At 61.2% G+C, this 12,919-nt stretch carries 10 protein-coding genes; 4 read left to right on the forward strand and 6 right to left on the reverse strand.

Going from position 1 to position 12,919, the window contains the following annotated elements; all coding sequences use genetic code 11:
- Positions 1-22: 22 nt before the first annotated feature.
- The gene (locus tag NDI76_RS16050) at positions 23-2,245 is read right to left on the reverse strand and encodes an MBL fold metallo-hydrolase (protein WP_310925146.1); all 2,223 of its coding nucleotides are present in this window, start codon (positions 2,243-2,245) and stop codon (positions 23-25) included.
- Positions 2,246-2,528: 283 nt separating this feature from the next.
- On the opposite strand from NDI76_RS16050, the gene NDI76_RS16055 reads away from it, so the two are divergent.
- The 3 genes from NDI76_RS16055 (at position 2,529) to NDI76_RS16065 (ending at position 7,196) form a co-directional block, all read left to right on the forward strand.
- Positions 2,529-3,737, forward strand: coding sequence for an orc1/cdc6 family replication initiation protein (locus tag NDI76_RS16055; protein WP_310925147.1), 1,209 nt, complete (start codon positions 2,529-2,531; stop codon positions 3,735-3,737).
- A 457-nt stretch (positions 3,738-4,194) separates the two neighbouring features.
- The gene (locus NDI76_RS16060) at positions 4,195-5,022 is read left to right on the forward strand and encodes a hypothetical protein (RefSeq protein ID WP_310925148.1); all 828 of its coding nucleotides are present in this window, start codon (positions 4,195-4,197) and stop codon (positions 5,020-5,022) included.
- A 320-nt stretch (positions 5,023-5,342) separates the two neighbouring features.
- Positions 5,343-7,196: a serine hydrolase domain-containing protein gene (locus NDI76_RS16065; RefSeq protein WP_310925149.1), complete on the forward strand. Its 1,854-nt coding sequence runs from the start codon at positions 5,343-5,345 to the stop codon at positions 7,194-7,196.
- Here the strand turns inward: NDI76_RS16065 and NDI76_RS16070 are convergent, their stop codons facing one another.
- The 3 genes from NDI76_RS16070 to nirK all read right to left on the reverse strand — a co-directional run bounded on the left by NDI76_RS16070 (position 7,197) and on the right by nirK (position 8,830).
- Positions 7,197-7,334 (reverse strand): hypothetical protein, encoded by a 138-nt coding sequence (locus tag NDI76_RS16070; RefSeq protein WP_310925150.1) that lies wholly within the window; start codon positions 7,332-7,334, stop codon positions 7,197-7,199.
- 76 nt (positions 7,335-7,410) lie between these two features.
- A complete protein-coding gene (locus tag NDI76_RS16075) occupies positions 7,411-7,740 on the reverse strand; it encodes a CGCGG family putative rSAM-modified RiPP protein (RefSeq protein WP_310925151.1) in 330 nt (109 codons plus the stop codon).
- A 1-nt stretch (position 7,741) separates the two neighbouring features.
- The gene (gene nirK, locus NDI76_RS16080; protein WP_310925152.1) at positions 7,742-8,830 is read right to left on the reverse strand and encodes a copper-containing nitrite reductase; all 1,089 of its coding nucleotides are present in this window, start codon (positions 8,828-8,830) and stop codon (positions 7,742-7,744) included.
- Positions 8,831-9,014: 184 nt separating this feature from the next.
- Between nirK and NDI76_RS16085 the strand changes: the two genes are divergently transcribed.
- On the forward strand, positions 9,015-9,944 hold the full coding sequence (locus tag NDI76_RS16085; RefSeq protein WP_310925153.1) for a halocyanin domain-containing protein: 930 nt from the start codon (positions 9,015-9,017) through the stop codon (positions 9,942-9,944).
- A 208-nt stretch (positions 9,945-10,152) separates the two neighbouring features.
- Here NDI76_RS16085 and NDI76_RS16090 read toward each other — a convergent pair whose 3' ends face one another.
- Positions 10,153-11,175, reverse strand: a complete 1,023-nt coding sequence (locus tag NDI76_RS16090) for a DUF1616 domain-containing protein (RefSeq protein ID WP_310925154.1) — start codon at positions 11,173-11,175, stop codon at positions 10,153-10,155.
- 412 nt (positions 11,176-11,587) lie between these two features.
- Positions 11,588-12,634, reverse strand: a complete 1,047-nt coding sequence (locus NDI76_RS16095; RefSeq protein ID WP_310925155.1) for a hypothetical protein — start codon at positions 12,632-12,634, stop codon at positions 11,588-11,590.
- Positions 12,635-12,919: the final 285 nt, after the last annotated feature.

Consider the following 12,919-nt stretch of genomic DNA (forward strand, 5'->3'; position numbering starts at 1 on the left):
TCCTGACCCCGTCACGTCTCGTCTACGGAAGAACAATTCGTCCAAGCGCAGCCTGAACGACATCGGCAGCGCTCTCGTGCGGCGAACGCGGATTCTCGACGACGGCCCCGACTTGCTCAACGAACACCGCTGCTCCTGCAACCGCGACCGTTTGCTCATCCTCCAAGCCGACACTCTCCCGAAGTTGAGCTAGCGCGTACGCGCCGGTACTCTCGTAGCCGTTCTCGGTGGCGGCCGTGGAGAGCAACGCCGTAAACGCCGGGTCGGCCTCATACGTGAACGACCGCTCGACAGGCTCAACATCCTCCCACGGGGAGTCACCACGAAGCACCCCTATGAGATACGAATCAAGTGTCTCCCGAGCAAACGTCGGCAGCGACACCCCCTCCCGCTCGGCTCGCTGGACGGCGAGCGTTCGAACCGCGGGGTCGACCTCGACAGTCAGTGCGACGTCCGTCTCATCGGTGTCACTGCTCGTCGCATCCTCGTCCGGCGGCTCTGGAGTCGCATCCGTATCGGGTTCTGGGTCGGGATCTGCAGACGAGTCCTCGGCAGTCTCGTCTGCCTGGTCATCGGAGTCGGAGACATCCGGTTCCGACTCCGGGTCGGGTTCTACAGTCTCGTTCGACGCTGCTGGTTCGCTCTCGGCGGTCGAATCAGTCGAATCAGTACTGGGGGCCGGGCGCTCACCAGACAGACCGACCGTTTCGACGAGCTGTGATTCGCTGTCGGGTGTCTCCTCGGACAGCTTCGCAGCCGTCGGTGGGTCCGATAGCTCAGGACCGGTCGTCCGGTACAGCGTCCCGTTCGATGCTCCGTTGACCGCCTGTTGGTTGGAGGTGTCTGCGGTCTGTGCCGTCCCACTGGACGCAACGCCGATATGGAGTCGCCGTTTGATCGCGGCGACGTCAACGCCTTCCCGCACGAGCGTACACGTCTCACGTCGGCCGATCTCCGGAATGGATTCGATAGCGGCTAAGACCCCATCGTCGGCGCGGTCCGTATCCACTTGCCCTGCCCGGTTCCGCACACGCCGTTCGGTGTACTCTCCGACCCAGGGCGGTGCGGGGTAGTAACCGTCCTCGTAGAGCATCTCTGTCATCGACGACCCGGTCGCCCAGGAAAAGGAGTCCCACTTGTCTTTGTACTGCTCGAGCGCACGCCCGCGCTGATGGCCGACAACGACATGCGTCGGCGAGACGGCCTCAACCAGTTCGTCGAGCACTGCCTCGCTCGGATGGTTCGAGAACGGATACGAACAAGCGGTCCCCGCGAAATCGCCGTTCGTCTTCGCCTCCGTATTACCGCCCTGAATTTGAACGAGCGACGCGCTTGCGTCGTCACTGATAGCCTCGAAGAGACGACCGCTGCTCCCATCAATCGGGACTTCGGGCCCGGCGATGGTGACGGCCCCGTGGTCGAGACACTCGGCCGTCGACTCGAACGTGGGTACTGTCGTAATAGCCTCGTACTGATACTCGAGTGCATCGTAGAGTTTGGCCACCTGTCCGGCGAGGACGATAGGGAGATGAATCTCGAGTTCGTCGGCGACGGCGTCAAGCAGCGTTGCAAGCTGAACCCCCGTGAGCCCACTCGCCGTACAGAGGGTTTTCGACCCGGCGTTCGCGCGTTCGACGATGGTTCCGAGCGCGTCCGTGAGCTCCGTCTCGAAGCTATCGTTCGTCGCTGCAGTGAGAAACAGGACGTCCACGCTGGAGTACGCCTCTGGATCGAGCCCGGGATAGGCGGCCGCATCGCGCTCCGTGAAGTCTCCTGTCGCGAGTATCCGAACGCGGTCGTCGCCATCGCTGACGTCGATGAGGAATCCACAGGCGCCAGGCGTGTGGCCTGCGGGGACGGGCCGAACGGCGACGGTCTCACCGAGGACCTCGTGCCACTCCGAAATCGGCTCGACACGGTCTAAGAGTTCGTCCGTGTTCGAGAGGTTGTATCGCCGCGCGCCTTCGGTGAACACGTCTCCCAAAATGGCCGCCGTATCCGGACTGGTGTAAATCGGCGCTCCATCACGGTGTGCCTGGTCAAGCGCCTGATAGTGATCGAGGTGGGCATGCGTGAGAAGCACCGCTGCGAGATAGTCGTCGTCACGCAGCGTGGCGTCCAAGTCGATACCGTCACCCGCATCGACGAGGATGCACGCGGTTTGGTCGGTGTGGTCCTCCTCGATGCGGATGAGAACGGACTCGTTGCCGGCCTGTGGATTGGCGTGTTGATACGAGATATTCATGACAGTGTGTTTCGGGGCCGATTATATCAATATGTGTGAGTAAATCGTTGGTAGTTTTATTGTCCGCTTGACTCCTGCCTAAAGACGGGGGTATGCGCTCGTAACTCTATCAACTGGGAGGGTTCGTCTCACTAGGGCCAGAGTGAGAGAGTACAGTTCGTCTGTCTTCTGACTCAGAAGGGCTATGTGAGTAGCGAGAACCGTCTCTACAGACTCAGACCGGACATACGAAACAAACGAACCGTGCTATTATATAGTCCCGGATCGAAGCATCGCTCAAGAGATGTCGGGGCCGTTCAGCAACGTCACAGACACGATTTTCGATGAGAAGCAGGTGCTCACGGAGAATTACCAACCGGAGGAGATACTGGAGCGCGACGAGGAAATCGAAGAGTACCGGTTTGCACTGCAGGATGTACTGTTCGGTCGCGACCCGGAGAACATCATGCTCTACGGGAAGGCGGGACTCGGCAAAACAGCCGTCACGAAGTACATGATGACCGCGCTCAGAGACGAAGTAACCAACCGAGATAGTGCCGATGAACTGACCGTCCACGAACTGAACTGTAACGGCAAGACGCTGTTCATGGTCGTTCGCACGCTGGTAAACGATCTCCTTCCTGATCACGCGAGTCCGTTCCCGAAACGTGGCCTCGGAACTGGAGACGCTTTTGAAGAACTGTACAAGCGATTAGATCGTGTCGGTGGGACACATCTCATGGTATTCGACGAGATCGACCATCTGGACGACGCAAACACTCTCCTCTATGAAATTCCTCGAGCAAAATCGAACGGGCACATCGCTCGATCCAAAATCGGTGTGATCGGCATCAGCAACAACTACACGTTCAGACGAAGCCTCTCTCCGAAAGTCAAAGACACGTTGATGGAGACTGAAATTTCGTTCAGTCCTTACGATGCAACCGAACTCCAAACCATCCTTTCGACAAGAGCAGCACGTGCATTCGTCGAAGGTGCATGCGATGAGTCAGCAATCAATCTCGCAGCAGCAATCGCTGCGAGAGATATGGGAAACGCCAGACAGGCGATCGATTTGCTTAGAACGGGTGCCGAGGCTGCACTCAAATCGGGTGATGATTGCGTTCAAGAGCAACACATCAAGGAGGCCCGAGACATCGTTAAGCGTGGGCAGCTTACGACTCGGATACGGGATCAAACACAACATGCGCAGTATATTCTAGAGAGTGTCGCTCGACTGGAAGCAGCCGGCCGCACTCCTGCACGGACTCGTGATATCCAGCACCGATATCAAACAGTCGCAGATTCGTGGGGAACGGATCCCCTTACGACGCTGAAGAGCGTTCAGGACCATCTCTCTGACCTTCACATGCTTGGCTTCCTCCGCCGGAGTGAGCAGAACAAAGGCGAAAGTGGTGGTCGATACTTCGAGTATCAATCTGAATTGGATCCTGAGTTGATTCTGGATGTCAGAGAGCGGATCGAACATGGAGACACGCTGAATAACGGTTGATTCAGAATGTGCCGAATCGAAATTGGTTCGTCTGAGACAGACGAAATGTACTCTCTCAGTGTTACTGAGCTGGATGTACCCTATTCAAAGACAGACGAAATGTACTCTCTCAGTGTTACTGAGCTGGATGTACCCTATTCAAAGACAGACGAAATGTACTCTTTCCTGCTCAAACCGACTTGATAGCAAAGCATGAACCGCCCTTTCAGTCTCATCGGACCGGTACTTCCGCTGTTCTATTCAGATAAATTATGCGAACATAAGGGATCCCCGCGGCTACCTCGGGATATCCTAGACATTCGATACTCCTACAGGGTGCGCAATAGGGGCAGGAAGACAGACGAAACGTACTCTCTCATTTGGTTAGGCACACACCAGAGAGCACTCATAGGCTCTAACTCTAAACCCAGCCCACCTCCGCCCTAATTTCTTAGCTGAAGAACACGAACAGTCGCGTATGAACCGTCGTCTCGTCGTTGGAGGTGCACTCGTTTTCGTCCTCATGGTTGCCACCGCGGCCGTCGGTGTCCCGATCCTCTTCGAGGGACAGAAGAACAACAACACGACGGCGACCTACTACTACAGCGCCGAAGTGAGCACAAACGCGACGCTCACCGACGCGACGCTCTATCTCCCCCTCCCAGTCGATCCCGCTGGAACGCCGATCGTCGAAGACGTTCAGGTGACGAGTTACGGCGGCCCCGACGCGAACTGGACGACCAGCGTCGTCAAGACGGAGCGCGGACCGATGCTGGCGATCGAAGCCGAGGAGATCGTCGGCGAGGAACGCTACTATCTCGTGAACGAGAACGGCTCATTGGCCGACCCCGAGCCGATCAGACGCGAGGACGCGCCGGACGATATGACCGGCCTCCGACTCGAACCCGCGTTGACCCGATACGAGGTGATGGCACAGGTCACCGTCGAATCGTTCGGGAATGGCATCAAGAACGGTACCATCGAGACGCGGTATCCACAGGGGAACGCAAGTCTCCTCTCGGCTACCTACGACTACAGCCCGGGCGAGTGCGACCCGGTCTGGGGCGGCGAGGAGCAGACCTGCACGGCGTTCCGAGCCGATATGTACGCGAGCTACGACACGAAGTCCTCGGCAATCGTCCGCGTCGGTGCCGTCGAACTCTGGGGCATCAACGAGTGGGGTTGGTTCTTCGCCAACAGCTTCAACGAATACACACAGCGCGTCGAACAGGTGGAATTCAACGGTGCTCACGATGGCTGGGTGAGCGCATCCGGCGAACTTCAAGCCGGGAGGGGGAGCTACTGAGATTGGGATCTACCGACGCGCAGCGGCACGTAGTATATACGCGTATACACGATGCTTCGGGACGTCGAGACCACCGAACCACGAATTGACGAGGCCTCGTGCTGAATCTTTATCCCCATTCCCGTCAATCGGTTGACTGAGTTGTGCGCGGTACAAACCATACGCGGCTGAAACGAAACCGACCGATGTCTGACTCCCAAACCGCAACCGAGACCGTCGCTGATGACGACCGGCACAACACGCATTCTCGACGTACCGTGCTTCGCGGCCTCGCAGCGACCGGATCTGCGGCGCTCGTTTTCGGAAATGAATCCAGCAACGTGAGCGCCACAATATCCAGCCAGCAGGACCAAGCCACCGGACCGCTCTCCGATCCGGAGTCCTTCGAGACGTTCCTCGATGGCGTCGTGAACGCCCAACTCGAAGCCCACGACATCTCCGGTGCGACGGTCGCAGTCGTCGACGGCGACTCGACGTTTACGAAGGGCTACGGCGTCCGGGACGTTCGGACTGACGCCCCGGTCGAAGCTGACAACACGCTCTTTCGAATCGGCTCAACGTCGAAACTCCTCACGTGGACGGCGGTCATGCAGGGCGTCGAGGCAGGCCGACTCGATCTACAGACTGACGTCAACGAGTATCTCGGCGAGGTGGTGATACCCAACACATACGATCAGCCCATTACGCTCGATCACCTCGCGACGCACACTGCGGGATTCGAGGACCGCGCTCGCGGAACGTTCGTCCTGAACGAGTCCGATCTGCGCCCGCTCCCGACGATGCTCCGGAACGAACAACCGGCGAGAGTTCGGCCGCCGGGGAAGTTCACGGCCTACTCGAACTACGGGGCCGCCCTCGCGGGTCACATCGCCGCCACGACTGCGGGGTCGTCGTTCGGTGAGTACGTCGAAGAACGCATCTTCGGACCACTGGAGATGGAGCAGAGTACCTTCGACCAGCCGGTTCCCGATTCGATAGACGGCACGCTCTCGAAGGGATATACGACCCCGAACGGCCGATACCGCGAGGGTGAGTTCGAATACGTTGGGATGCCGCCGGCTGGGTCGATGACCACGACGGCGACCGACATGGCTCAGTTCCTCCATGCGCATCTACAGGGTGGTGCAACCAGTGACGGACGCATTCTCGAATCCGACTCGACAGCGGCGATGCACCGGCGGCGATTCGGCAACGCTGACCGGCTGAACGGGATGTGTTTCGGGTTCTACGAGTTGAGTCGGAACGACGTGCGTATCGTGGGACACGGCGGCGATACCGACCAGTTTCACACCCTGGTGGCCCTGCTTCCGGACCACGGTGTCGGTCTCTTCGTCTCCTACAACAGCCCGGGCGGTATCGAGGCCAGAGACGAACTGCTCGACGCACTACTGGAGGAGTACTACCCGAGCGAGGAGACGACACCCACGCCTGATGACGAGCCGGCCCGAGCGAGCGAGGTGACCGGCACGTATCGCGCGCTTCGCTCGCCCTACACGACCTCCGAGAAGCTGCTGAGCGTGCAGTCGAACGTCGCCGTCTCCCTCGATGACCAGGACCGACTCGTCACGAGCGGACCCGGGGGAGAAACACAGTGGGTCGAGGTCGAAGAGCGCTACTTCGAGGCGGTCGATGGGTCGGACGCGCTCGTCTTCGGGGAGACCGACGGCGAGATAACCCACCTGTTCTTCGATAGCAGGCCACCGTCAGCCTACGAACGGCTCACGGCCGTCGAGCAACCCTCAACGCACGCCGTGATCGCCGGACTGAGCATCCTCGTCTTTCTCGGAGCGGTTTTCGGGTGGACGGCGACGGGACTCTGGCGCTGGTCTCGGGGCGGGAGAGGAGACAACTCGGATTCACCACTGCGGTACGCTCGTCACGCCGCTGGCCTCACGGCGACGAGTTATTTGGTGTTCGTGGTCGGCATGATCGCCGTCGTCGTGCGTGACCCGCGAGCGGTCCTGCTTGGGGACCCGCTGCCCGTACAGATCGTCCTCCTGTTTCCGCTTGTCGGTGTACTTGCGAGTGTCGCGACCCTCATCCTCGCCGGGATGACCTGGTACCGGGGTCACCGGCGCCGTTGGAGAGATGCACAGTACATCGCCGTCGGCGCCGCCGGCGTCGTCTTCGCGCTCGTACTCTCGTACTGGAACCTCCTGTGGTATCAGATGTAGCTAGAATCCGTCGAGGGCGTCGACAGCAAACACTACGTCGCGAACGGCTTCGTCGTCGAACCGCGACAACCCGTCGATCTCGCCGACGACCAACACAGTGAACTCCGGGTATTCGAACCGCTGTTCGAGGGCCTCCATCCGTACGTCCAGCAGTATCTCGACCGGATGGTGTGGGAGGAGCGCTCACACAGAGTCGAGGCAGAAATCCCCGACTTCAGTCGTGGGTAACTGGCTCCCGCTCGAAGACACGAACGCGAAGCACGTGCCCGCCGCAGCCGCACTGTTCGACATAGGACCACTCGACCCCGCCGCCGAACGCCTCCCGAAGAGCAGGTCCGAGATACTCCTCCGGTCGGCCGTGCGCGCCGTGAGTGACGAGGTTCACGTGATAGCCCGGTGCGGTGTGTTCGACCGCCTCGAGAGCGCCGGCGACGACCGCGTCTCGTCGGTCGCCGTGAATCGGCTTCTCTAAGTTTGCCGACCACGAGTTGTGGTGGATTCGGTCGGTAACGGGTTCGACGCCGTCGAGCGTGTGGTCTCCCATCTCAGTCCTCCGGGTCGAACAGCTCGTCGTTCGCCGGCCCCTCCGCACTGAGCACCGCCAGCGCGCCCTTCCGTGCGACCCGCGAGAGCGCGTGGTCGACCAGTTTGTAGTCGCCTGGAACCGGGAACTGCGCCGTCACGACCGTCGCGCTGCCGGGGAGGACGGGCGTCGTCTGCACGTAGCGCTGCGGATCAGAGGCGAGCGACCCCTGCGGGTACACCTCGTCCCAGACGCCACCGATGGCGTGGAAGCTGCTGAACTGGTTCGGGCCGCCCACCGCATAGTAGATGCGCACCGTCTCGTCAGTTCGTACGCGCAGTTCGTCGTAGCCCTGCGGCCCGATGGCGTACTTCTCGCCGTTGATGAGGACGTAAGTTGGGTCCTCGGCAGCCATCCGCCCGAAGTCGAACTCGTGGTGCCCCTCGTCGCCGGCGGCGCCGTTCGTGTACACCTCCATCTGTCCGAGGTAGAACTCCCGGTCGACGGCCGGAAGTCCCGCCTCGGGTTCGACGAGGATGAGACCGAACATCCCCGAGGAGATGTGATAGTCGACGTTCGCGACGGCACAGTGGTAGACGAAGGCGCCGGGGTAGGTCACCTTGAACCGGAGGTGTCTCTCCTCACCGGGGTTCACCGTCGTTGCCTCCGCACCGCCGCCCGGCCCGCGGCAGGCGTGGAAGTCGACGTTGTGGGCCATCGCGCTGCTCTCGTGGTTTCGAATCGTCACGTCGACCGTATCACCGACGCGCGTCCGAATGAACGGTCCTGGTACCTGCCCGTTGAAGGTCATATACTGGAAGGTGACGCCGGGTTCGATCTCGGCGACGACCTCCCGCGTCTCCAGTTCGACGGGGACGGTCGCGGGTTCCGAGCGGGTGATGGGTCCCGGAACGGCGCGTGGGTCGGCGGCGACGCGGTCAACGTCGGTCAGTTCGGCGGCGGCGAGTGACGGTCGGTCGAGACCGACGTCGAGTGGTCCGGCGACTTGGACCTCGTTCAACGGCGCTCCGACGGTACAGCCCGCGAGCGTCCCGGCGGTTCCGACGGCCATCCCCTCTAACACGCGACGGCGAGTAGTAGTGTAGGTCATCTTCCTTCGATGGTTCGACCTTGGACGATGGAGACGATAGTAGGGCGAGACGATTCCCGGCTGGGGAGAATCACATCACTAAACTAACTAATACTAGTAAGTTTATTTAACTATGACTGCCAGAACCGCGAACTCACCCTTCGCGTGCAGCCGACGAGACGTTCTCCGAGCCGGTACCGGGGCAGTGGTGGGCGCCGCGGCCGCGGGTGCGGTCGCCCGTCCGGTCGCCGCGGCCGACGAGGCGAGCGAGTTCACGGCGTGGTTCGAGAACGTCTCGAACTACGACGAGGTCGTCGACAGACGCGGCGCGTCGACCGTCAGGGTCGCCGTCGGCGCGCCGGGGAACGGCGGTGACTTCGCGTTCGAGCCCGCGGCGGTGCGCGTCGACCCCGGAGCGACGGTCGTCTGGGAATGGACCGGCGGCGGGGGCGTCCACAACGTCGCTGCCGCCGACGAGTCGTACGCGAGCGAACTGCTCTCCGAGGCGGGGGTCACGTTCGAACGGACGTTCGAGGGAGGAATCAGTCTCTACTCGTGTGTGCCGCACGAGGCGATGGGGATGAAAGGGGCGGTAGTCGTCGGCGGCGTTCCGACGGGCGAGACGCTCCGAGACGTCGACTACGGGAACTGGTTCGACGGCGTCGAGAACTTCTCCGGGACGGTCGACAGGCGGGGCGAATCGCTCGTCCGCATCGCGGTCGGTGCGCCGGGGAACGGCGGGAATTTCGCGTTCGAGCCCGCGGCGGTGCGCGTCGACCCCGGAACGACGGTCGTTTGGGAGTGGACCGGTGAGGGAGACGCCCACAGTCTCGCGGCGGTGGATGGAAGCTTCGACGCCGAGTTAGTGGAGACCGCGGGAGCGACCTACGCGCTCCGGTTCGACGGCGTCGGCGTCAGCAAGTACACCTGCCCGTCGCACGCCTCACAGGCGATGCGCGGGGCCGTCGTCGTCGGCGACCCGATGCGGGGCGTCGTCGACGTGCCGATGACCGCCGCGCTCACAGGAGTCGGCGTGCTCGGCGCGGCGCTCTCGCCGCTGGCGTTCGGGGCGTTCCTCGTCCTTCGAGGCACCGGTGACGAGACGTCGGCTACGACGACGGAGTCGGAGCGATAATCCGTTCGTCGGATACTCGTCGAACGGACCTCTCGTCGCCTGGGGCAATACCGAGCTGTTTCTGCAGCGTGCCTCCTGAGCGGCAGCGGTCTCAATCGCTCCGGTCGCAGTATCGACACGTGGAACGCCCGGACGCACGGCAAATTGGAGGACAAATTAGTTTGGGACGCACGACGAATTACGGTGACAACCGACCCAGCACTCGGGGTTAGTTCGAGCTCACATTCACCCACAGATGCACCTCGCGATAGGCGCTCTCTTCGCTTGGCGTCGCGGGTGCGTCACCCTTGTACAGGTAGTAGATCAACCGTAGGTTCTCGCCAGTCATCGAGGGCGCCACCTGATGTTGTTGCTGCCACGTCTCGTTATGCTGGAGCCGGGGAGAGAACGTCTGCAACCGCGCTCGTTCGAGGACGGTCGTGCTGTTGTTCGATATCTCGACGCGCTGAATCTCCGAGACCACGGTGTACTGGACGGGTTCGTTCTCCTGGTTTCCGATGCCCACGACCAGCGACTGCGGTTCGCCCGCGGTGAAGTTCGTCGGGTAGTCGTCGGCGACGTACTCGCCGGATTCGTTTTCGGTCAGCAGATAGAATTCGCTGAACTGCTCGCCCTGGGAGGGAACGGCGACGGCGTAGCCGACGGCGCCGACGGCAAGAAGCAGACTAGCAATCAAAACGACGTTCAGCGCGGCGTCGGTGCGCGTCGCCGGCGAGAACAGTTCGGATTTCGTGTTCGCGTACCACGTTCGATACGGAACGCGAAACCGCTCGTCTTCGGGAAGGTCCCAGCGCCGACTCGCCGCGATAGCGCACATGGCGACGACGAGAACCGTGAGCGACACCATGATGGGGGCGAGTCGAATCCCGAACGGCGTGAAATTGAGCACCAACCCGACTAACGGAACGACGGCGATGCTCGTCCCGAACGACAGCGCGACGCGCTCGATACCGTCGATGCCCTCAACGTGATCCGCCCTCGTTTCGGTACTCTCGGTGTCCTCATCGAGGATCGTCGCTCGCTCCGGAAAGAGCGCAGCGATGATAGCGTAGCCGGGGACGAAGAGCAAAAACGGCAGTCCGACGACGACCCGCAGCGGGGTTTCACGGATAACCGGGAGCGACACTGCGATGAGCGTCAGGAGTGTGAGCGTGAGTATCGCGACGAGGTCGGCTGGCAGAACCCGAAGCGGACGGGGGAGGAGTACGCGCCAGTCCTCCGTGGAGGTCATGCGCAAGCAGATGTGGCGAGAGGTAAAAATACGTCGGGGTCCCGTTCGACGTCCCGAATCGTTCCGCCGGATTGACTACAACCTCGCACACGCCAAGAACTGATTCAGCCGGTCCGCTTAGTCTCGCCTACTCGACACTATACATACACATTATATCCCTACAAATGTAATGGTAGTCTATTGAGAATACTGATTATATCTACCCAACTCTACATAAAAAAGGTATCGGTCAGCGAGTACTGTTGAAGATGTCCACCCGGGAACGCAGTGATGCACGGGACAGCGTGGTTCGACCGTCCGTCTTCGAAGTCGCTGGACAAGACTGACGACACACGTTTGAGTAGTGTGCGCGTGGATTCAGGTTCGGACTCGGCTGCCGCAAAAAAGAGAGTAGAACGCAGCTCTCGGCTGTTCAGCGTCGGGCGATGAGCGCGGCCGCGACGAGTGCCAGCGCGACGATGTACAGCGCGAAGTTCGGCATCGTCGAGTCGGTACTCGTTCCGCTCGGCGCTTCGGTCTCGGATTCGCTCGCCGTCTCCGTCGCCGCCATCTCGGTCGTCGTGGTCGCGGGTTCCTCGCTCGTCTCGGACAGCTCGGTCGCGGTGGGCGTCACCTCCATCTCCGTCTCGCTCGGCGTCTCGGTCTCGTCGCTGCCGTCGCCCGCGGACCCGGAGCTTCCGGAGTCACCACTGTTGCTCTCGCCGTCGTCCTGCGATTGGGATTCACCGCCGGAGACGGTCAGCGTCTGCGCGTCTGTCACGCCGACGACGTCGTTGTCGCCGCTGAAGACATCGTCACTGCTGACGGTCGTCTCGTTGTGAACCACCGCGTACATGCGGTACTCGCCCGACTCGAGCGAGGAGCCGACCTCGGCGCTGTACTCGTACGTCGACTCACTGTCCATCTGCACCGTCTCGACGACTTCGTCGTCCTGCGTGACGACGAGTTCGACGTTCTCGGGGCTTCCCAAGTCCGCGACGTCGTCCAGTTGGACGGTCACGTCACCCGATTCGCCGGCCGGTATCTCGCCCGGTCCGTTCAGCGTCGTCTCGTAGCCGGCCACGACGACCGGTTGGATCGAGACGATAGAGCCGTCGGTGTAGACGGCGAGAATGTAGGTGCCGGGCCGGAGGTTCTCGGTCGAGAAGGATACTGAGCCGTCGGTTACCACGTCGCTGTTGACGATCGTTCGGTCACCCGAGTAGAGATCGACACTGACGTCCGCGCTCTCAGAACCACTTACGCTCGCCTCCAACGTCTCGCCGGCGGTCACCTTGCCGACGGAGCTTACGGTGTAGTCCGTTCCCTCGACGGTGACCGTCCGGTCGGGGATGTCGATCGTGTTCTGTGCTTCAACCGAGTACTCGCCGTCAGTCTGCGCGCTCACGAACGTGGCGCCCGTCCCAACGACGAGCATGAACGCGAGCAGCAGGACGGCGAATCGTGATCTTCCGCTCATTGGAGTATCGTCTATATTCTCACAGATATTCGTTCCGGATGTTCATACCCGCTGGATTGCAATGTCAGTGCGTGACACTGCCCGGGTGCGGGCGGTACCGGCTATGTCGTTCTCGACTCCGCCGCCTTTGGTACCCCCTCAGCAATGTGTACGGTATCAGAACTAGGTTCGAGACCTCTCGCGTTCGAGAGCCAGCCCGTTCGATGGGTTCACTGACGAAACACAGCGGCTAAGTGTCGTAGTGATGATTAATTCGGCACGAATCGAGTTACTGAGTACGCGTTT

Source organism: Halogeometricum sp. S1BR25-6, from assembly GCF_031624495.1.
Taxonomy (GTDB): Archaea; Halobacteriota; Halobacteria; order Halobacteriales; family Haloferacaceae; genus Halogeometricum; species Halogeometricum salsisoli.